This window comes from Hoylesella nanceiensis DSM 19126 = JCM 15639 (assembly GCF_000379965.1).
Lineage (GTDB): Bacteria > Bacteroidota > Bacteroidia > Bacteroidales > Bacteroidaceae > Prevotella > Prevotella nanceiensis.
The window spans coordinates 650,641-673,067 of sequence record NZ_KB904327.1; the positions used below are offsets into that span (position 1 = coordinate 650,641).

At 36.4% G+C, this 22,427-nt stretch carries 17 protein-coding genes; 7 read left to right on the forward strand and 10 right to left on the reverse strand.

The window, feature by feature from the left end; translation table 11 throughout:
• Positions 1 to 130: 130 nt before the first annotated feature.
• From A3GM_RS0102725 to A3GM_RS0102735, 3 genes are all read right to left on the reverse strand, one after another.
• Positions 131 to 439, reverse strand: coding sequence for a cell division protein ZapA (locus A3GM_RS0102725; RefSeq protein ID WP_018361853.1), 309 nt, complete (start codon positions 437 to 439; stop codon positions 131 to 133).
• Positions 440 to 444: 5 nt separating this feature from the next.
• The gene (locus tag A3GM_RS0102730; RefSeq protein WP_018361854.1) at positions 445 to 738 is read right to left on the reverse strand and encodes a hypothetical protein; all 294 of its coding nucleotides are present in this window, start codon (positions 736 to 738) and stop codon (positions 445 to 447) included.
• 70 nt (positions 739 to 808) lie between these two features.
• A complete protein-coding gene (locus A3GM_RS0102735; protein WP_018361855.1) occupies positions 809 to 1,438 on the reverse strand; it encodes a hypothetical protein in 630 nt (209 codons plus the stop codon).
• Between the two features lie 1,177 nt (positions 1,439 to 2,615).
• Here A3GM_RS0102735 and rfbA point away from each other — a divergent pair.
• The 5 genes from rfbA to porE all read left to right on the forward strand — a co-directional run bounded on the left by rfbA (position 2,616) and on the right by porE (position 11,813).
• Positions 2,616 to 3,491: a glucose-1-phosphate thymidylyltransferase RfbA gene (rfbA, locus tag A3GM_RS0102740; protein ID WP_018361856.1), complete on the forward strand. Its 876-nt coding sequence runs from the start codon at positions 2,616 to 2,618 to the stop codon at positions 3,489 to 3,491.
• 161 nt (positions 3,492 to 3,652) lie between these two features.
• Positions 3,653 to 6,151, forward strand: coding sequence for a GumC family protein (locus A3GM_RS0102745; protein WP_018361857.1), 2,499 nt, complete (start codon positions 3,653 to 3,655; stop codon positions 6,149 to 6,151).
• 43 nt (positions 6,152 to 6,194) lie between these two features.
• Positions 6,195 to 6,617: a BT0820 family HAD-type phosphatase gene (locus A3GM_RS0102750; RefSeq protein WP_018361858.1), complete on the forward strand. Its 423-nt coding sequence runs from the start codon at positions 6,195 to 6,197 to the stop codon at positions 6,615 to 6,617.
• A 1,042-nt stretch (positions 6,618 to 7,659) separates the two neighbouring features.
• Positions 7,660 to 9,690, forward strand: coding sequence for a DNA topoisomerase 3 (locus A3GM_RS0102755; protein ID WP_018361859.1), 2,031 nt, complete (start codon positions 7,660 to 7,662; stop codon positions 9,688 to 9,690).
• Between the two features lie 53 nt (positions 9,691 to 9,743).
• Positions 9,744 to 11,813 (forward strand): PorE family type IX secretion system protein, encoded by a 2,070-nt coding sequence (gene porE / locus A3GM_RS0102760; RefSeq protein WP_025829658.1) that lies wholly within the window; start codon positions 9,744 to 9,746, stop codon positions 11,811 to 11,813.
• A 20-nt stretch (positions 11,814 to 11,833) separates the two neighbouring features.
• On the opposite strand, the gene A3GM_RS0102765 is transcribed toward porE, so the two are convergent.
• Together A3GM_RS0102765 and A3GM_RS0102770 are read right to left on the reverse strand one after the other, a co-directional pair.
• Complete coding sequence (locus tag A3GM_RS0102765; protein ID WP_026216097.1) at positions 11,834 to 12,778, reverse strand: endonuclease/exonuclease/phosphatase family protein; 945 nt, start codon at positions 12,776 to 12,778, stop codon at positions 11,834 to 11,836.
• A 16-nt stretch (positions 12,779 to 12,794) separates the two neighbouring features.
• Positions 12,795 to 13,937, reverse strand: coding sequence for an MltF family protein (locus A3GM_RS0102770; RefSeq protein ID WP_018361862.1), 1,143 nt, complete (start codon positions 13,935 to 13,937; stop codon positions 12,795 to 12,797).
• Between the two features lie 123 nt (positions 13,938 to 14,060).
• Here A3GM_RS0102770 and A3GM_RS0102775 point away from each other — a divergent pair, with 123 nt between their 5' ends.
• Positions 14,061 to 15,095, forward strand: a complete 1,035-nt coding sequence (locus A3GM_RS0102775) for a pyridoxal phosphate-dependent aminotransferase (protein WP_018361863.1) — start codon at positions 14,061 to 14,063, stop codon at positions 15,093 to 15,095.
• 266 nt (positions 15,096 to 15,361) lie between these two features.
• Here A3GM_RS0102775 and A3GM_RS0102780 read toward each other — a convergent pair whose 3' ends face one another.
• Genes A3GM_RS0102780 through A3GM_RS0102790 form a run of 3 tightly spaced genes read right to left on the reverse strand, consistent with a single transcriptional unit; the run spans position 15,362 to position 18,040 of the window.
• Positions 15,362 to 16,123, reverse strand: coding sequence for an MBL fold metallo-hydrolase (locus A3GM_RS0102780; protein WP_018361864.1), 762 nt, complete (start codon positions 16,121 to 16,123; stop codon positions 15,362 to 15,364).
• Positions 16,124 to 16,168: 45 nt separating this feature from the next.
• Entirely contained in the window at positions 16,169 to 17,182 is a 1,014-nt protein-coding gene (murB, locus tag A3GM_RS0102785) for a UDP-N-acetylmuramate dehydrogenase (RefSeq protein ID WP_018361865.1), read from the reverse strand.
• Between the two features lie 9 nt (positions 17,183 to 17,191).
• Positions 17,192 to 18,040, reverse strand: a complete 849-nt coding sequence (locus A3GM_RS0102790) for a DUF4348 domain-containing protein (RefSeq protein ID WP_018361866.1) — start codon at positions 18,038 to 18,040, stop codon at positions 17,192 to 17,194.
• Between the two features lie 124 nt (positions 18,041 to 18,164).
• Here A3GM_RS0102790 and pheS point away from each other — a divergent pair, with 124 nt between their 5' ends.
• Positions 18,165 to 19,202, forward strand: a complete 1,038-nt coding sequence (pheS, locus tag A3GM_RS0102795; protein WP_018361867.1) for a phenylalanine--tRNA ligase subunit alpha — start codon at positions 18,165 to 18,167, stop codon at positions 19,200 to 19,202.
• 256 nt (positions 19,203 to 19,458) lie between these two features.
• Here pheS and A3GM_RS0102800 read toward each other — a convergent pair whose 3' ends face one another.
• The gene (locus tag A3GM_RS0102800; RefSeq protein ID WP_018361868.1) at positions 19,459 to 20,238 is read right to left on the reverse strand and encodes an acyl-[acyl-carrier-protein] thioesterase; all 780 of its coding nucleotides are present in this window, start codon (positions 20,236 to 20,238) and stop codon (positions 19,459 to 19,461) included.
• A 282-nt stretch (positions 20,239 to 20,520) separates the two neighbouring features.
• Positions 20,521 to 21,672 carry an OmpA family protein gene (locus A3GM_RS0102805; RefSeq protein WP_018361869.1) on the reverse strand — a complete coding sequence of 384 codons (1,152 nt, stop codon included), beginning with the start codon at positions 21,670 to 21,672 and terminating at the stop codon, positions 20,521 to 20,523.
• Positions 21,673 to 22,427: the final 755 nt, after the last annotated feature.

A 22,427-nucleotide genomic window follows, 5' to 3' on the forward strand; every position in this document is an offset into this window, starting at 1 on the left:
ATACTTTTAGTTTAATTCTTTAATTACTAAAATGTATAACGGCACAAGAATAAAAACAAAATAATATTATTGTTTTACAAAGCATCAATTAACAACGAGCCAACTCGCCATCAATGGCTTATTCATAATGTTATTTTTCTTTCAATGCTGATTCGATATCAGAAGTCAATTTCTCAAGAGTTTTAGTCAATTCTCCTTGATCATATCGTCCAGATTCACGCTCATAGCGGAGCGCAACATCAATAAGAGCCATATAAAGCAAATCTTCTTTGCCTATTGCATCTTGATACTTATTGGTGTAAAAGCCTATAGTATCATTAATTAATCTGGCAGCTTGTCGATAATACACTTCTTCTTCAGGAGCGATTTCCACAGGAAAGTCTCTATTATATACCGAGAGTGTTATCTTTCTTTTATATTGACTAGGTTCAGACATCATTGAAACTATTTTTCACTCAATAGCGTAATACATTTGTTTACATCACGAATTAATTTTGCAAGTCTCTGTTGTGCCTTTTCAACATCAACGTCTGAAACTTCAATCATTCGTGCTATTTTTAGACTTTGGTAATCATTCTGAGCTTGAGAAAGATGCTCTTCAAGAGTTTTTATCTTTTCTTCTTGACCTTCAATCATGGCATACAATTCTGCATTCTCCTTTTTAATGTCTTTATATTGGAGAATGAGTTGCTGTATTCTTGCAGCAAATTGAGCTAAGACTTTCTCATTATTGGTCATGAATGTTACATTTTGAATACAAAAATAGGGTAAATATATGAAAACAGCAAATTATTTATTATAAAATATTTTATTTACCATTATCATCTGCTTGTGGTTTAGATTCTTTCTTTGCAAGCATCACTACTTGATAAACAAAGTCGGTAATCCACTTTTGCGAGTACCCTAATCGTTTGTTTGTTTGGCGTATTCCCACCACAGTTTTCATCACTCCAGGCTCGGAAAAATCGTTTTTATTGAAGATATCATTAACGGTTTTCTCGGTCATTGAATAGATGGCACTCTTAAAGAATGATGGAAGACGAAGTTTAAACTTCATCAAGTTGCCAGTTAACATTAAGAGATCTTGACTTAATGTCTGAAATTGAAAGAGATAAGTTTGTACATCTTGCAATTTATGGCAATTGCGTCTAATACTTTGATCAATTTCTTTAAAGAAGCTATCATCAGTATTATATATACCTTGCATCATCTTTTTACAAGCTGACTTCTCACCTACTCCAAGTTTATTACCTTGTGTTGGCACTTTTAAAGTGGTTTTAAAAGTACGCAAATCGGGCAACATAGCAAGATTGGTTATACCTACATTGGCTGCAATCGAGGCTTGAAAATACACTCTAACCAATGTCATAAAGTCTTCCATTCCGCCTGTTTTATTTTCTTTTGGTTTACTTCCAAACAGTTTAGATATAAATCCCATGACTATTTTATAATGTTTTATTCGAATATTCGATACTTTTGAACAATTAGAATGAATAGTCCTCATTACCCCATGTCCGTTTCATTAGCAAACAACGCTTACAGGTAAAAGGTTTAAGAACGATTCTTTTGCAAAAATACAATAAAAAGTTTAACCTACAAAATATTATTTTACCTTGTTATATAGCATTTATACGTTATTTTAATTATTTTGCAAGAGGAAATCGATTAGTATCTATACCATTTCTACTTGCATCGTCATTTTAGATATCGAACAATGCAAAACTACACATAAACTACCCTCCTCACTTCAAACTACTTTTAAATTTAAATACAGAGAAAAGTATTGTTACATTTTTTACGTATTTAAGTAAATATAATAGTTAAAATGTTTAAAAATAAAGAATCTACAAATAAAGACTACGCTCAACATTTTAAACTTACAAACACTTCGTTTCAATTAGAAGAATTATAAAGCATTTCAATCTAACACACTAATCAAAAGAGAACCATACCGATTTAATCTATATCATTACCATATATTTATAACGCATTATCTTTCAATACTTTAAAAACTCATAATCTACAATTATATTCTAACTCTATCATTATTATCACTGTTTCATTGTGCAGATCCGCCTCAGAATACCTAAAATTAAGAGATAAAAGCAATGTTCATACAAGTAAAAGGAAATGTTTTTATAGTTCAAAAACACTACTTTTATATAACAAAAGCAATGCTTTTAGTATCTGTTCTCAAGCTATTCTCCTTACCAACTATGTCGTTCTAGAAATACAAAAGGATACCTTTTCCCTACAAATCACTAAGATTCTCCTCTAATACCTTTCATTTTAAGAGCGAAAATGAACAAAATTACACTTAACTACACTATAACCCACCCCAACATCACACAAGTCAAGATGTGAAATATTGCTAATTTATTTTATAACCTAAACATTTATTTCCCAAAAGTCCAAATAATATCTCTAAGGAGACTTTTCTTTTTACTCTTAAAATAAATAATGACAAATACAAAAAAAATCCTTTATAAATCGTAACTCTTTCAAAATTTATCATTACCTTTGTGCACATAAGTTTTTAGAAATAATAAAGAAAGAATTCAACTATCATTGTATTACATCTCATTTGAGGATATTTCTGATTAAAACAATACTGAATGAAAGGAATAATTTTGGCAGGTGGATCAGGTACTAGATTGTATCCTATCACAAAAGGAATAAGTAAACAGCTCATGCCAATCTATGATAAACCGATGATTTATTATCCTTTATCGGTGCTAATGCTTGCAGGAATTCAAGAAATTCTTATCATTTCTACCCCTTACGACTTACCATCTTTCAAACGTTTACTTGGCGATGGAACTCAATGGGGCGTGCAATTTACCTATGCAGAACAGCCTTCTCCAGATGGATTAGCGCAAGCTTTCATCATTGGAAAAGAATTCATCGGTAACGATAGTGTATGTTTGGTATTAGGAGACAATATCTTTTACGGTGCTGGCTTTACTGGATTATTAAAGAACAGTGTTGTTGAAGCAGAACAAAACAATAACGCAACAGTATTTGGTTATTATGTGAATGACCCAGAGAGATATGGGGTTGCAACTTTCGATGAGAATAACAACTGCACAAGTATTGAAGAAAAACCTCAAAACCCTAAGAGTAATTATGCTGTTGTGGGACTCTATTTCTACCCTAACAGCGTGGTTCAAGTTGCTCAAGCCATTAAACCCAGCGCACGAGGAGAATTAGAAATCACTTCAGTTAACCAACACTATTTGGCACAAAACGAGTTGAAAGTGCAAACTTTACAGAGGGGATTCGCCTGGTTAGACACAGGAACGCACGAAAGTTTATTTGAAGCAAGTGCCTTTATCGAAACAGTTGAGAAACGACAAGGATTAAAAATTGCTTGCATTGAAGAAATAGCTTACCTAAATGGATGGCTAACAAAAGAGCAACTCATTAGTTTAGCGCAACCAATGATAAAGAACCAATATGGCCAATACTTATTACATTTGGCTCAAGAATAAATAGATAACAAAACAGATTCATAGATACAACAAAGAAGAAGATAACTAGTAACAATGTGATACTTAAGAAATGATTCTCGAAAAAGATTGATAACACTTTATAAAGAATAGTATCACGCATTAAAAGAAGAAATTAAATAAAAAAGAATTAATAACGAAGTATGGAAGAAAAAATCGTTTTTGACCAAGAAAATAAAGAAGAAAAAGGGAATTCTTTATTAAACTTACAGGCCTTAACCACTTCATTATTCCTTAACTGGAAGTGGATTGTTTTCTCAGTTCTTATATGTCTTGGATTAGCACAAGCCTATCTTCGCTACACAACTCCAATCTATCGAGTTTCAGCAAAGATGCTAATTAAAGAAGAAGAACGCACAAGAAGTAGTAGAAATAGTTTACAAAGTGCGACTAACCTTGGTATGATCACCAACTCAACAGGTCTTTTTAATGAGATAGAAATCATTAAATCGCACGACTTAGCTGAAGCTGCAGTAAGAGATTTAAAGCTTTATGTAAATTATAATACAGACGGAAGAATTAAGAATCTCATTCTTTATGGCAATCAACCAATCAATGTTGACATCGATCCTGCAAACCTTGATAGACTATCAAGTCCTATTTCTTTAGCCATAACTCGCCAAGGAAACAACTATCATGTCAAAGGTTCTTTTAGCCTTCCAATAGGTACTGAGAAGGAAAGTGGTCCTTATTCTATAGATAAGGTACTTACAAAACTACCTCAAACCATTAACACTCGTGCTGGAGTTCTTAGTTTCCGCCGCAATGGAATCTATTCTATTAACGATGGTGCAACAATGTTTGTAACCATACAATCACCTTCAGTAGCTGCTTATAAATATGCAGGTGCATTGACCATCACCCCAAATAACAACACAACAACAATTGCACAAATCTCTCTTACCGATGAGAATCCACAGCGTGCAAAAGACTATTTGGTTCAACTTATCAATGTTTACAACCGTCAAGCTAATGAAGATAAAAACGAAATAGCAAGAAATACAGAAGAATTTATCAATAGCCGTCTTGAGAAAATCAATGCAGAATTAGGTGCAACTGAAGGTGCTTTAGAAAGTTTCAAAAAGAGAAACCGCATCGTTCAGATTGATATGAACGCTGGACAAGCTATGGGTAACGCTGATAATTACGAACAAAAGCTTACAGAAGCTAATACTCAAGTGTCTTTATTGAATAGTATTAGCGACTATATGAATCAATCTGGCAATAAATATCAAACACTTCCATCTAACGTTGGACTAACAGATCAAAGTACAACAGAGCTAATTAATAAATATAATGAATTAGTACTTGAGCGCAACCGCCGTTTAGGAAGTGCCTCAGAGACTAGCCCTGTGGTAACAAGCATTACCACTCAACTAGACGAATTGAATGGAAGTATCCGCCGTGCAATGAGCCAAGCTCGTAAAAGTATGGAGATTCAACGCAACAGTATCGCTTCTCAATTCGGACGTTATCAAGGTCAAATAAGCGCAACTCCAGAGCAAGAGCGCATTATGACACAAATTGGTAGACAACAAGATGTGAAGTCTGGACTTTATTTGATGCTGCTTCAAAAGCGTGAAGAGAACTCTATTTCACTCGCAGCAACTGCAGATAAGGGTCGATTAGTTGATGCACCAAGCTCAATGGGTAAGATAAGTCCAAAGAACAACATTGTCTTTATCATTGCATTAGTGATAGGTTTGGCTATTCCTACCTTAATTATTATGTTGCTACAACTTCTTAACTACAAGATTGAAGGACACAATGATGTTGAAAAACTTACAAGTCTTCCAATCCTTGCAGACGTTGCAGTGGCTAATGATACCGCAAAAACAAGAGGTGACATTGTGGTTCATGAGAATCAAAATAACCAAATGGAAGAGATCTTTAGATCGATCCGTACGAACCTACAGTTCATGTTAAAGGAGAACGAAAAAGTGGTAATGTTTACCTCTACCACATCAGGTGAAGGTAAAACATTCAATGCTGCGAACCTAGCAGTGAGCTTTGCGCTCCTTAATAAGAAGGTTATTCTTATCGGACTTGATATCCGTAAGCCTCGTCTTGCAGAGCTATTCGAAATCGATAACCACACCAATGGTATCACAAACGTATTGGTTTTAGATAATCCAACAAAAGAAGATATCCGCAGACAGATCCTTCCTTCAGAGGTAAATAATAATCTTGACCTATTAATGTCAGGTCCTATTCCTCCTAACCCTGCTGAGCTTATTGCTCGTCCATCGTTAGATAAGATCGTAAATCTATTGAAAGAGGATTATGATTACATTATTATTGACACCGCACCAATCGGTCTTGTAACAGATACTTTACAGATTGCACGTGTTGCAAACACAACTGTTTACGTATGTCGTGCAGACTATACTCCTAAGGATAGCTTCAAGTTCATTAACGCTTTAGCAAAAGAAAACAAGCTTCCAAATATGAGTTTGGTTATCAATGGTATCGACATGTCGAAGAAGAAGTATGGTTATTACTACGGATACGGCAAGTATGGCAAGTATGGTAAATACGGAAGATACGGCAAATATGGTAATTATGGTTCTTACGGAAGTTCTTATGGCGACTATGCAAATAGCCATTACGGAGACAAGAACGATACTTCTGTAAAACGATAGTAGTCCATCTCAATTATAAATTCACATTATTATAAATATAAGTATGATTATTGCCGTAGATTTTGATGGAACAATTGTAGAACACAAATATCCTGAAATAGGACAAGAAGTGCCCTTTGCCATCGACACACTCAAAATGCTTATCAAAGATCAGCACCGCTTAATACTATGGAGTGTTAGAGAAGGAGCTCTCTTAGACGAAGCTGTTGAATGGTGTAGAGCAAGAGGTGTAGAGTTCTATGCAGTGAATAAAGATTATCCAGAAGAAGAAAAAGAGAAGAACAACCACTTCTCTAGAAAGCTAAAGGCTGACTTTTTCATTGACGATAGGAATGTTGGTGGACTACCTGAGTGGGGTCAAATATACCAAATGATTAGTCAAAATAAGACTTACAGACAACTTATTAGAGAACAATTGTCAGTAAACCAAGAACCACCTAAAAAGAAACATTGGTGGAACTTCTAGTAAACTTACAATCAACTCAAAGGCAATTCATTACAAATTGCAGAGTCTTATAATATAAGAACAAACAAAATAGAGATGTATTCTTTATTCTCAGATAAAAGGAGCAATTTCTTCCGACCTCAAAGTAGGTCAAAAAGATATTGTTCCTTTTATTTATTTTCCCAAATATCTATATAGAACACTAGCAAAATACGCAAATCGAAATCTTTTATGTTAACAATCATAAAAATAAAATGACAAATCATATTTATAGTTTAAAAGTTTGTACATTTGCAATAACTAAAATATAGACAAGACAAACAATCTAAACAAATAGAAAATACTTTGATACTAGAAAACCCGTTGCGACAAAAAAGGAACAAAACAAACAATTTAAAGAAACAAACAAATTACTATTCCTAAAGCAATAAGTTATTAGTTTACAAAGATTTATCTATATAGAACCAATTATTCTATATATATTTGTATCACCAAGAAATTGTTTCATGTCTGTAAGTAGACATTGAATCACTTAATAGTGTATTCAAAATTAGATTTAACAAGCAACATTCTAAATAAAGAATGGCGCAAGTTTCAACTAAATAGAAAAGAAATTAAAACGAAATATTAAAATTAAGATAGAAAATAATCTACAAAACTACGCGATTTATGTTTAATTATATCTCCCAAAATGTGATGAACAATCACAGCCTTAATAATTCAATATCGCAATAGAACACTAGAGTACAACATCATAGAGGTTACATACATGCTGTTGTGCTCTATCTTTTTTATCCCCAGCAACATTCTTACTCAATTATAAAATATGCTTTTAACCTCCAAAAGCATTGCTTTTACCTTGTAATATCATAGCTTTTTCAACCTAAAAGCTATCCTTTTTACATTCCAAAGAAGTAAAGCTATAACTGAAAGACAAGAATATATCATTTAAATTATTAGTCATTACATCTTAAAAGACAGGCTTTGAACGTTAATTAAAAGTCAAATCAGCCAAAATGTGCGCCGTTTTTAGTAAATTTGCACTAAATAACACACCTGATTAATGATAGTTTGCATAGCAGAAAAGCCAAGCGTTGCTCGTGACATTGCTCATGTTTTAGGAGCCAATTCATCACGAGATGGATATATGGAGGGTAATGGTTATCAAGTAACTTGGACCTTTGGACACCTTTGTACCTTGAAAGAGCCCAACGATTACACAGAAAATTGGAAGCATTGGAGCCTCAGTTCACTCCCAATGATTCCCGCTCGCTTTGGCATTAAACTCATTGATGACAAAGGAATTCATAAACAATTTGCCGTTATTGAAAAGCTGATGAAAGAAGCAGAGATGATTATTAACTGCGGAGATGCTGGACAAGAAGGTGAATTAATTCAGCGTTGGGTTATTCAAAAGACCCAAGCTACTTGTCCAATAAAGCGTCTTTGGATTTCATCTCTTACAGAAGAGTCTATCAAAGAGGGGTTTAATAACCTCAAAGACGAAGAGATTTATCGCCCTTTATACCTTGCAGGACTATCAAGAGCCATTGGAGATTGGATCTTAGGAATGAATGCAACCCGCTTATATACGCTCAAATATGGTCAAAATAAGCAGGTTTTATCAGTAGGAAGAGTTCAAACCCCTACGCTTGCGCTCATCGTTAATCGCCAAAAGGAAATCGAATCATTCGTAAGTGAGCCTTATTGGGTACTCTCAACCATATATCGTAATACCCTATTTACAGCCACTTCGGGTAAGTTTACAAGTAAAGAAGAAGGCGAAAAGGCTTTTGCTGCAATAGAAGATTATAATTTTGAGGTTACAGATGTACAAAAGAAGCGAGGCACAGAAGCTCCTCCCCGACTCTTCGACCTAACCTCTTTGCAGGTAGAATGTAACAAAAAGTATGGCTATTCGGCAGAAACCACACTCAATTTGATACAGAGCTTATACGAAAAAAAGTTCACAACATATCCTCGTGTCGATACTCAATACCTCAGTGATGATATCTATGCCAAGTGTCCTAATATCCTTCAAGGTTTAAAAGGCTATGAAAATCTTCTTCAACCTCTTATGGGCAAGAAGCTCATCAAAAGCAAAAAGGTATTCGACAACTCAAAAGTAACCGACCACCACGCCATCATTCCCACTGGAGTTCCTGTACATAACCTCAGTGATATGGAAAAGAACGTTTATCAACTCATTGCTAAACGCTTTATAGGTGTGTTCTATCCCGATTGTAAAATTGCCACTACAACAGTCTTAGGCATTGTTAATAACATCGAGTTTAAGGCTAATGGCAAAGAAATATTAGAAGAAGGTTGGCGAGCAATCTATGTAAACGAGGTGCAACAAAACAATGACGACGAGAAGAAAGAAGGTGAAGAAGAACGCACTTTGCCCACTTTCACCAAAGGAGAACAAGGCAGTCACGAACCAACTCTAAGTCAAAAAAACACCACTCCACCTAAATTGTACACCGAAGCCACCCTTCTTAGAGCGATGGAAACAGCTGGTAAGTTTGTAGAAGACGAAACATTGCGTCTTGCTCTCAAAGAGAATGGAATCGGACGACCATCTTCTCGAGCTGGAATTATAGAGACTTTGTTCAAGAGAAACTATATTCGCCGTGAGCGAAAGAATATTCTTGCCACACCAACAGGTGTTCAACTCATCGACACTATTCATGAAGAACTCCTTAAAAGTGCTGAGCTTACAGGTATTTGGGAGAAGAAATTGCGTGATATTGAGCACCAAAAATATGACCCTGCATCGTTTATTGAGGAGCTAAAAGAGCAAATGAATCAGATTGTTCAACAGGTTTTAAGCGATAACTCTAATCGAAGAGTGTGCGTAACCACGAAAGAAGACCTCAAAAAACGCATTATTCAAAAGAGTAAAACCAAAGCAACACAAAAGGCAAAAGATACTAAGAAAGAAGCTAAGGAACAATCTTTATCCCCTACAAACATTGCAGGAACAGTGTGTCCACAATGCAAAGAGGGTATCATTATAAAGGGAAAGAGTGCTTATGGCTGCTCTAATTGGAAGAATGGTTGCAACTATCGCATTCCATTCGATGAAAAGTAAGTATCCAAAACACAATAAAAAGCAATAAAAAGCGTCTTTATCATAAAACAGATATTGTGAAACATTATATCAATTACATATTATTATTCCTCTGCTTCATATGTTTCTCGTGTGGAGCAGAACGCAATATTAAGAAAGGCGACAAGCTTTTTGCCATCGGAGAGTATTATGATGCAGCCGAACAATACCGTCAAGGTTATGCTAAAATACCTGCAAAAGATCGCTCTTTGCGTGGTCAAACGGCCTCAAAAATGGCTTTTTGCTATCAAAAAATCAATTTTACTCAAAAGGCAATATCAGCCTATAACAACTCAATGCGATATAATCAGCAACTCAACATATCGCAAAGAACCAACTATGCACAACAACTTTTAAAGGCAGGGAACTACAAAGAAGCCATCAAAGAGTTTAAAGCTATCCTCGATACGCTACCTCAAAACACTATAGCACAAAACGGATTGCAATCGGCTCAACAAGCTATTAAGGCAAAAGAAATAGGCTCTAAGTATATAGTTAAGCGCATGGACGTATTTAATTCACGTCGAAGCGATTACTGCCCTATGTTCCTTGGTAACGAAATCAATCGACTTTATTTCTCATCTACACGCAATGAGGCCATGGGAGACGATACAAATGGAATTACAGGAACAAAGAATGGCGATATATTTGTATCGGAAAAGAATGATAAAGGTGTATGGAGTAAGCCCGAGCCAGTGGTTGGTGGGCTCTATACAGCATACGATGAAGGAGCTTGTTGCTTTTCTCCTGACTTGCGAACAATGTACTTAACGCAATGTGCTAGCGACCCTTCTTATCCTCGTTACGCACAAATTATGACCTCAAATCGCAGCGATGCATCGTGGTCGAAGGCTAATCAGCTTAAAATAACAAATGATACACTCTCTACTTTCGCCCATCCCGCCATCTCTCCTGATGGTAATTGGCTCTATTTTGTTAGTGATATGCCCGGAGGTAAAGGCGGATTGGATATCTGGAGAGCCCAACTTACCAGCTCTGGCATAGCAAGTATTGAGAATTTAGGCGACCCGATCAACACAGAAGGTGATGAAATGTTCCCTTGTTTCCGTCCAAATGGCGACTTATACTTCTCTAGTAATGGTCATGTTGGATTGGGTGGACTCGACATTTTCATTGCAGCTATCAATCAAAATGGTCAATATGAGTTGCAACACCCTAACTATCCGCTCAATACTTCAGCAGATGAGTTTGGCATTACCTTTGAAACAGTGCACAATAGAGGCTTCTTTTCGTCTAATAGAAACGATGCCCGAGGATACGATCACATTTATAGTTTCGAGTATCCAGAAATCATTCAAACCATAAAAGGCTGGGTTTACGAAGTCGATGGCTATGAACTTCCTGCCTCACAAGTGTATGTTATAGGTGATGATGGAACCAATAAGCGTCTCATAGTCAAGTCAGATGGCTCGTTTACAATAACTGTTAATCCAGGAGTTAAATACCTTATATTAGCTTCTTGCAAAGGTTTCTTGAACCACACTGAAGAGATTGAGATTACAAATAGTAGCGAATCGAAAGAGCATGTCTTGCAATTTCCATTGGCATCTATCACTGCTCCGGTGCTAATTGATAACATTTTCTATGATTTTGACAAAGCAACTCTTCGTCCAGAGAGCACCACTTCGCTCGACGAATTAGTGAAATTGCTCAACGAAAATCCTAATGTTACAATAGAATTGAGCGCTCATACCGATTATAGAGGAAGCGAAGAATATAACAAAAAGCTATCGCAAAAGAGAGCAGAAGCTGTTGTTAACTATCTAATTGCACACGGAATAGCTTCAGATAGGTTAACTCCTGTGGGCTATGGTAAAGAAAAACCAAAGAAAATAAAGAAGAAACTCACCGAAAAATATCCTTGGTTAAAAGAAGATACTGCATTAACTGAGGCATTCATACAATCACTTGACAAAGAAAAACAAGAGATTTGTAATCAATTAAACCGTCGAACTGAATTCATTGTGCTACGCACTACTTATGGAATGTTCGATGAAAAAGGACATATTAAGTCGACACCTAAGAAACAAGAAACAAAGAAGAGCACCTCAACAACAGAGGAACCCAATATCTTCTTCGAATAAAAGACAGCCTTTTAGCGTCGCTATTTAAATTCAAAATGAGCCACTAAGGGTAAATGATCACTATATCCTTTATGGTATTTTGCACCTACATAGCACCTAAAAGGCTGTTTTCCTCCATATTTTTCATCATCACATAGAAGAAAATCAGCATCATTTATAAAGCAATCTAACCAATATTTCTTCAGCGATTCACTCACAAAAATATGGTCTAAGCTATCCCATTCACCTTTATATTTATAGGTTCCCTTTGTGCCGTTCAATCCTTTTGCGTTCGCAGAGATATCGAACAAGCCATTATTAGATAGCATTTCGAGCGACAAATTACCCACATAATCATTGAAATCTCCTAATATTACAATATTAGGATTCGATGAAGTAGAGAGAATTGAATCTGCTATTTCATTAATTTTCTTGGCTACTTCGCACCTAAAAGCCCTACTAAAATGCTCTCCTCCCATTCTACTTGGAGCATGAACCACCATAATATGCAAAGTATCAGCATTGAACACACGCCCCGAAACATATAAAATATCTCGTGTAGGGCGCATTCCTTTTATCGGATTAACACGCACACTATGACATTGAAGTAATGAGAATGTAAAAGGAGAATATAGCAAAGCCACATCAATACCACGCAAATCGGGCGATTGAGTCATGACATATTGATATCGAAGTGTTCTAAGTGGAGCACGAAGTGTTAGATCTCGCATAACAGAATCATTCTCCACCTCGCATAATGCCACGATATCTGGCAACGACCAGCTTCCTTTCCAGTCGCCACACGACACCAGTGATTGTGATAAATGATTCATCTTACACCAGTATTTATGAGGATTCCAATGGCGATAAGACGTTGGTAAGAATTCATAATCATTCTTTAAAGAATCATGTTGACAATCAAACAGATTCTCACAGTTGAGCTGTACGATAGTAAAAATGCCCAACACCAGTGTTGATAGATTCATAAGTATGTAGTAAGTTCTATTTTATAGTAAAGCGATTCTTATGCTTTGAGCGTGTAGGAACACCGCTTCCCATTGTAGTAGAAGAAGAAGCACGAGCCACTCCACGATATTGTGCCCATCGATTGTGTATTCTTTCCACATAATCAACAGTCTCAGAGCCACGCATATAGCCATATTTCACAACAGGATCTCGATAATATTCAGGTTGTTGAAGCTTCAAGACAAACTCTGAAACATCAGCCCATCGATATGGATCTTTACCGTTTTTCTTTGCAAGAGCCATCGCATCACGAATATGGAAAGGCCCTCCATTATAGCCAGCAAGCGTAAATGACATCCTTTCTAACGGACTCTTCACATCATTAAAGTGTGCTCCTAGCTGTGATAAGTATTTTGCTGCAGCCGCAATATTCAGCTCTGGGTTGAAAATGTCTTCCATTTCAAGACCAAGATGTTTAGCCGTTTTAGGCATAATCTGCATCAATCCCGATGCACCTGCCCACGATCTTGCATTCGGATCGAATGTAGATTCTTGATAACATTGTGCTGCAAGCAATCTCCAATCAAGTCTTGCGACAGGTGCATAACGCTGAAAATAAGCGTCATAGTGCGATATTACTCCCCCAGCTCTATTCAACATAGGAGAATACACCTTACGAACTACACCACGATTAGATAGCAACAGACGCTGTTCTTTTTGCAATTGTGCAATAAGCGTAGGTTTAAACCATTGCTTTAAGCTGTCTGCTAGCTCTGTATTACCATTCTTTACAGCCCATTGTGTTTTCAAACTATCGACTGAAACACCACAAAACTGCACATTTTTAATATCTTTTGGAAGAGAGAAAGCAATGATATCACCCTCGTCTTCATTCAATTTCTTCACCATTTCAAGCGTGTCTCTACACAATTCGACACGCAAAGAGACTCCCAAATGCTGTGCAAATTTCTCGCACAACAAATACTGCAGACCCATACCTCGACCGTGATAATCATAATAAGTATCAGGTCCTGAGAGGGTTAACATAATCAATTCGCCACTCGAAAGAATGTCTCTCAAGCGGAACTGATTACCAACTGCTTCGTTGTTCTGCGTTAAAGGCGTCCCCCAAGGGGTCATTTCCACTTTTGGTTTTTGCTTACAAGCCCCTAAAACCATGCAGAACAGCAATAAAAACAAATATTTTAACTGCATAAATAAGTCTTCACAAAAGTACTATTTTTCTTGCACATATAAGCGAAAAGGGATATATTTGCAATATATTTTTACGTAAAAAGAAGAATGAAAAGCATCAAGGAACTTGCCAGACCCAATGTGTTTGCGTTGTATAATGAGAAGAAAATCGACACAACACTACGTGATTTAGAAAATGACATCTTTCTAGATAAGAACGAAATGCCCTACAACAACACTCTAAGTAGATATTCGTTCGAAAGCAACACCCAGTTAAATACCGCTTTAACAAAGACCTTTGGCATAGCCCCTCAGCAACTTCTTGCCACCAATGGAAGTGTAGAAGCCATTGATTTGCTTTTCCGTTCTTTCTGTATTCCACAGCAAGACAATGTTGTTTGCTTATCTCCCACTCGTTCATTTTATAGCACTTGCGCCTTAGTTAACGACATTGAGGTAAAAGAAGTGATTCTCGATGCCTCATTTCAACTATCGCATAGCGACATACTTAAAGAGATAAACGACAACACTAAGATATGTTTCATCACCAGTCCGAATGCTATTTCGGGTATATTCTTCGACATTAACGAGCTAAAAGAGCTATTAAACAAAGCGAATTGCCTTGTGGTTGTAGACGAATCCTATGGCTATTATAGCGAAGAAAACAGCTGTGTTCAACTCATTAACAGTCACTCTAACCTCATTGTCATCAACTCTATGAGTAGAACATGGGGCTATGCATCGTTAAGAATTGGCTGTATTATGGCACAAGCTGATATCATTTCGCTTTTGCAAGTGGTGCAACTACCCCACACCATAAGTCCAAGTAATGCCTCAAAGGCCCTCAATGTGCTTTCTGATAGATATGAAAAAGAAAATTGGATGCGCATTTGGGTACCCGAACGCAACAGACTTATGCAAGCATTTGCATTGCTAAAAGATTGCGAAAAGGTATTTACCACAGGCTCAAACTATTTTCTTGTGAAGTTTAAAAATAGTCTTGAGGTATATAGATACCTACAAAGTAAGGGGATAAAGGTGAAATATGTCGACCTACCTCCAGCGTGTGAAGACTGCATAAGAATTTCTGTTGGAACCAAAACAGAGAACAGTAAGCTACTTTCTACATTGCGACAATATTAAATTTACGTTGGACATATAATTGAATAGCATTGAGTTTACACCGCAAAAGCACTGCTTTTAAGTGATAAAAACTATACAATTATACGACAAAAGGATTGCTTTTAGAAAATGAACGAAAAGTACTTATCAATCAACACTTTAGCTATACTCTTCAAATTCCATTCGTAGTAAAATAGAAATGCGCTGCAACCTCCAAGCGTTTGCAGCGCATTTTAGATATATCGACTTATAAAATATACTTTGAAAAGATTGTAAGAAGAATGAAACTAAACCTCAAATTCAAGTCCATCATAAGCAAAATAAACATTACTTGGTAATCGTTTCGATGCTTCAACGTGCACACCTATCTCGTGAGTAACATGAGTTAAGAATGTTTTCTCTGCACCAATCGACTTTGAAAAAGCTATGGCTTCGTCTATTAATTGATGAGAATGATGTTCTTTCTCCCATCTTAATCCATTCACAACCAATACTTTTACACCTTTCAATAATTCTTTTTCTGTATCATCTATCGTCTTCATGTCGGTGATATAGGCCCCTTCTCCAAATCGATAAGCCAGTATGGGCAACTTACCATGATATACTTTGATGGGCAATACCTCTACCTCATTCACCTTAAAAGCCTTTCCACTCTCAATAGTATGCAGATTTAAGCGAGGTACTCCTGGGTAAAGTTCATCGGTAAAACAATAAGGCATGGTTTGTTTTAACGCCTTAGCTGTTGACGAATTGGCATAAACATCGATGTCACCAAATTGACAAAAGGGGCGAAGATCATCAATTCCTGCTACATGATCGTAGTGAATATGAGATATTAAAACGGCATTAATGGGTCTAAAAGGAACTTGAAGAAGTTGCATTCGTGCATCAGGTCCACAGTCTAACATTATTCTTGTGTTGGCAGTTTCTATCAAAGCAGATGTGCGATAACGCTTATCTTTACTATCATTACTTTGACAAACAGCGCAATTACAACCTAAAACGGGTACCCCATTCGATGTACCTGTACCCAAAAAGCGTAATTTCATCATTATTAAAATTGAGCAAATTTAATGAGAAAACATCGTGAATAACTATAAGATGTTTACCTCTGGGTGAATGGTTATGCCAAACTTACTTTGTACATCGTTGCATATTGTGTTGCAAAGCGTTAGAATATCGTTTCCACTTGCACCACCTTTATTTACCAACACCAATGCTTGTTTGGCATGAACCCCTGCATTTCCAAGTGTTTTTCCTTTCCAACCGCATTGTTCTATGAGCCAACCTGCAGGCACTTTCTCGTGCTCTTCATCAACAAAATAATGAGGCATGTCGGGATATTGGGCAAGAAGTGCTTCGAAAGTAGAGCGTGATACGATTGGATTCATAAAGAAACTGCCCGCATTTCCTTCTTCACTTGGTTCGGGAAGCTTGCTCTTTCTTATTTCAATAATCACGTCACGAAGTTGCGATAGTGTTGGAACTTCTATTCCTTTCTCCACTAAAACGGCTTTAATATTACCATAACGCACGTTAGGTTGAAACACTTTTTTTACCAGATAGGTTACATGTGTTATGAAAAAACGGCCTTTCCAAATAGTCTTAAAGTTACTTTTTCTGTAGCTATAATTACAATCTTCGTTTTTTAAAGTAACTCTTTCGCCATTCGAAAGGTCTATGGCTTCAATGCGATAGATCACGTCTTTTGCCTCAGAACCATAGGCTCCGATGTTCTGAACGGCGCTTGCTCCAACCGTTCCAGGTATATATGACATGTTTTCTAAGCCACTCCAACCATTCGAAACACAATAATCTACCACATCGTCCCAATGCTCTCCTGAACCACAACGCACAAAAATACCTTCTGAACAAGGCATTGTTTCGATGCCTTTTATATCTGAATGCAAGATAGTTGCAGGATAGTTTTGAGTGAACAACAAATTACTTCCCTCGCCAATAACAAGAGTTGGCAAATCGGAGTCTGTTCTATTGGCAATAAATGAATGTATTTCTTCAGCTGTCTCGAAGCTTACAAAGCGGTTACATTCAACGTCTATACCAAATGTGTTATGTGATAATAAATTATAATTTCGAAGGTCTTTCATCACAAGTGCTTATGTACTAAGTTTTGTTAGTTTCCATTTTCCGTCCTTTTTCTTAAAGGTTAGCTCGGTTTCTAAGCCGTTAGCAATACCTCTAATCAAAAAGATTTTTTGAGAACTCTCGGTATATTTCTGTCCGTAAAGGATGTTATAAAGGAGTCCTTGAGGTAATTCTGGAGCAAAAGCCGACCATTGTTCGGGTTCTAAAGAGCCCGTAATGTTCTTAAAATCATCATCAGGATCGGGACCAACAAATGTCAATGGGCTATTAATACTTTCTTGTTGAAAAGCTTCATCAGATACAAATTTCTTGTAAAAGCTTAGGAACGAAGAGTTTTGATTGTTGCCAATAGCTTTCACATCAATAGATGTCATCATCCATTGACCATTTATTTTGTTAAAAACATATTGCTTAACGGTACTCGATTCGAGATAAATCTTCTCAACAACAACATGCTTTATAGCTGTATCTTTCGACAATTCGAGTTGTCGTATGTTATCAAGAATAAGCGTATAAAACTCTTGTCGCATAAAGAAATGATCTATCTTCCACTGATTTTTCTGTAACATTGTAGTCTTATTTCCTTGCACTACAGGCAAAGGAAATTGTATTCTCTTATACTGAAGCTTTTTATTTCCACAGAAATTGAAAAAGAAATCGTCGAAAAGTTCATCGGCAGCTTTAGGCACAGGCGCCTCTGCAATGACCTCTTCTACTGAGTCTTGCGCCACAGTATCAACGTTAACAGTATCAGCTGCGATTGAATCTGAAACTGGTTTCTTATTAGAACATCCCACGAAAGGACAACACATAGCTGAGACAATAGCTATGAAAAGAATAAAAAATAAAAACTTTCTCATCATAATAGCTAAATAGAGACTCTCGAGTCTCTTCTTATTTACAAGTGCAAAACTACAATTTTAATTCGATATATTTCGTATTTACATAGTAAAATATTACCTTTGCATTGAAAAAATAAAACATATGATTACAGAGAAGATAGAGAAACTTCTTGAAGAAGTTAAAGGCTTGTCTACCAACAATGCCGAAGAAATAGAACAACTGCGCATAAAATATCTTAGCAAGAAAGGTGAGATTTCACAGCTAATGAATGACTTTAGAGAGGTACCTGCAGAACTTAAGAAGACTGTTGGTATGAAAATTAATGAACTAAAGCAATTAGCTATTGATAAGATTAACGAGCTAAAAGAAAACACAGGCTCTGCACAAACACAGAATAGTCTGCTCGATCTTACTCGTACTTCATATCCAATCAAGCTCGGTACACGTCATCCTCTAATGCTTGTACAGAACGAAATCATCGAAATTTTCCAACGAATGGGTTTCACTCTCGCAAGTAGTCCTGAGATAGACGACGACCTTCATGTCTTCACTAAATTGAATTTCGCTGCAGATCACCCTGCAAGAGATATGCAAGACACCTTCTTTATTGAAGCAGATAGCGAGAATGTAACCAACAATGTCATTCTTCGTTCGCACACATCTAACGACCAAAGCCACTATATGGAGACACATGAGCCTCCTATTAGAGTAATTTGTCCAGGACGAGTGTTCCGTAATGAGGCTATAAGTGCACGTGCTCACTGTTTCTTCCATCAAGTAGAAGGATTATATGTTGATAAGAATGTGAGCTTTACTGACTTGAAACAAGTGTTGCTTTCTTTTGCTCGTGAGATGTTTGGAGCCGACACTAAGATTAGATTAAGACCCAGTTATTTCCCATTTACCGAACCTTCTGCAGAGATGGACATATCTTGTAACATCTGTGATGGAGATGGTTGTGGATTCTGTAAGCACACTGGTTGGGTTGAAATTCTTGGTTGTGGAATGGTAGATCCTAACGTATTGGAAGCATGTGGTATTGACAGTAGCGTTTATACAGGCTACGCTTTCGGTATGGGTGTTGAGAGAATCACTAACCTTAAGTATCGTGTTAGCGACTTAAGATTGTTCTCTGAGAATGATACTCGATTCTTAAAGGAATTCGAATCGGCAAAATAAAGAAGATCAACTTGATACAATTATAAGAAATCCCTCAAACAAATAAATACTGTTTGAGGGATTTTTCTTTTCTTATTCGATGTAAATCGGAAAGAACTTAGGAATATTCTTTTATACAATAAGCACCTTCGACTCTCACTACTACATAGTTTCTATCTTGCAAAAACATTGCTTTTACAAGGTAAAAGGATTAACTTTGGTGCGTAAAAGAGCTGTATTTAGAGTATAAAAGGACTGCTTTTATATCGATACCCTTTTACTTATTATCTTCAAAGATAAAGGCTATACGACAAACATCGGTTTCTTCTTCTGACGATTCATCGCTCTTTGTCACTCTAATGTGGTAATGGTCCGCAGACACTTCTTCTTCATAAAAATGTAAAGTGCAACCATAATAAGCCTCTATAATATAAGCAATCTCTAATCTACGAAGCGCTTTCTTGCCCCAATAGTCTAAAGAATAGATGTCAAGGGCATGCTCTAAATACTTCATACTGTTGACGTGTCCATTCATATCAATGTCGCTATAAGACACTTTCACTGACTTAATACGATTGGCTTGCTTGCCTATCTTAACATGAGAAGGATTGTCTATGGGACATTCTTTCTCCTTTTCTACATAGTTTAAGATCGCTCCTTCGTTCAATTCTAATAGATCTGATGGTTTACGAGTATCGGTATCTATCAACGCCCAGATACTCTTTCCATAGCCGAAAACCTTTCCTTCTGGACTAACAACTGAATAATTACGAGTTGTAAAGAATTTCATTATTCCATCAACCCATGTCTCGATATAAAATTTATCGTACACTTTGGGCATCTCTTGCATCTCTAAAACTAAGCGAGAAAGCACCCATGTCTTGTGTTGCGGTAAGAGTTTACTCATTCCATAGCCTCTTTCATCAGAATGAAAGTCAGCTGCATTCAGCATGTGATTACCTAAATGACCTGGGAAAAGCATTCCCTTGAAGTTACAATGAAATGGCTCGGCCAAGAATAAATATCGACCAACCTTAGGCAATTTGTTATTTTCCATAATTCAATACTTTAGCACTTTACTTCTTTTCCCATTATAATATGAGGATTTTCTTTATCTTTTATTCTACATCTACCTTATAGAAAGAGGCCAAAAGCAAGAAGTTAAAATCTAAATCGTGAGTTCTATCTCCTTTCTTCACAATGATCCATCTTGCTATAAACAACCCATAAGAGTATAATGCACAGAACACTTCGCTTATATAAAAACATAATCCCGACACTTATTGTAAGCATCGGGATTAGTCGATTTAATTAAAAATGTTCTTATTGATAATTATTCTTATTTCGCGTTGTCGTTAAATGTAGCAACACGGTTGAAAGATACTTCTTCGAATAGAGTATCTGTTACACCCATACCCTTTGTTGTTAGACGGCTAGCAGCAATTCTGTATTTCTTAACAAGAGCTGTCTTAACTGCTTCAGCACGTGCTGTAGAAAGTTTTTGGTTGAATTCTGCGTTTCCTTCTGGAGAAGCATAACCTCTAATTTCAACCTTAGCTGTTGGGTGATTTCTCATGTAAGATGCGATCAACTCGATTGGAGCGTATTGTGCAGGGTCAATAACTGACTTACCTTGACGGAACAATACTGTTGGTTGCAAGTTAGTAACAGTTGTTTCTTTTACTTCTTTTATAACAGCAGTTGTTGGTCTGTTATTAGCATCTTGTAGAGCCTTTTGAAGGTCTGCAATACGTGCATCTTTACCGTTAAGTTCTGCATCTTTTACGTTCAAGTCATTGCGTAGACCGTTGATTTGAGCATTCAAACCATCGATTTCAGCTTGATCACGTAATTGAGAAAGTGTGAAGTTGTGTGATCCGTTAGAACCTTTGAACTTGTAGATCAAACCACCATTCAATTGAACGAATGAACGACGAACATCGAAACGTACATCGTCTCTTCCGCCGAATCCGTTAAGTGCGTATGTGATTGAAGGTTCTACGTAGAATTGCCATTGCTTGTCTGAACCGAAGTTGAAAGCAAAGTCAAGACCAAGTTTTGATGTTGCGAAGTTTGTTGGCTTAACATTCTTGTTGTTGAATGTGTGTGCCCAACCTAAACCATATACAGCAACTAGTTCGAAACCACGTGGTGTTCCATTGTAACCACCAAACCAGTTAGAAAGGTTTGTTGTACCTAACAAAGAAGTATTGATGAACTTTACAAAAGTATTTTCTTGACGATTTGGTTTTACTGCGAAGTAAGCATTGCTCTCAACAGCTAGACCAAATACTGGAGTGAAGTTGCGACCGATACGTAAACCTGCGTTTGCATTAAGATCGCTTAACCACTTGTGACCTTTAGTAAAAGTCATAACACCACCATTTACACCAACATACATGTTGTCAAATGTTTTGCTACCTGTCACTGTTTGTGCAGAAGCAGATGCTGCCAATGTAGCGGCAGCGAGCATTAATCCTAATTTTTTCATTTCTCTCTAAGAATTTTGTTTGATAATAATGTATCCTTAACTAAATCTGTTGCAAAGTAAAAGAAAATTATTGAGACAACAAAATAAATTCAAGAAAAAATCATCTAAACGCCCTATTTATAATAGTTTACATTCATTTTTTAATCTATTTAACACGAAATTAGTGCTGCACAAGACATTTATAAGTGGGAATTTCGTTAAAATTCACCATTTCTGAGCTTTAAAGCACATACACTTTATGTTATTCTTATTTACACATTATTATATTATATGAATTTCAAAACACGTCCAAAGCGATACCATACAACAAGAATAATAACCCCAAACAAGGATACTAAATTCCCTTCTATTCCTAAAAACATTACTTTTGCCACTTAAAAGCATTGATATTACCCTTTAAAAGCAATGCTATTACAATGCAAAACCTATGCTTTTACTTCCCACAAAGCCTATACCCCACTCCATCAGCATCCACATCAGACCTCAAGAAGCATAAAACCTGTTATTATTCACATCTTAAATAAATAATAGATTTAAGTCTACTATATTTTAAATTAATGTGTTAACTTTGCACCAGATAGGCTCTTTGCCGAAGAAAAGATTGTAAAACGAATAAAACAAGTACTCAAAACCATGCGTTCTGATGTACTTTCAGAAGGCAAGACCTAACACGAAGCAAGAGATAAAGCGATTTAAAAGCCTCTAATTGCTTACTTCAATCAAAATAGATTAACACATACATTATCAAAATATTT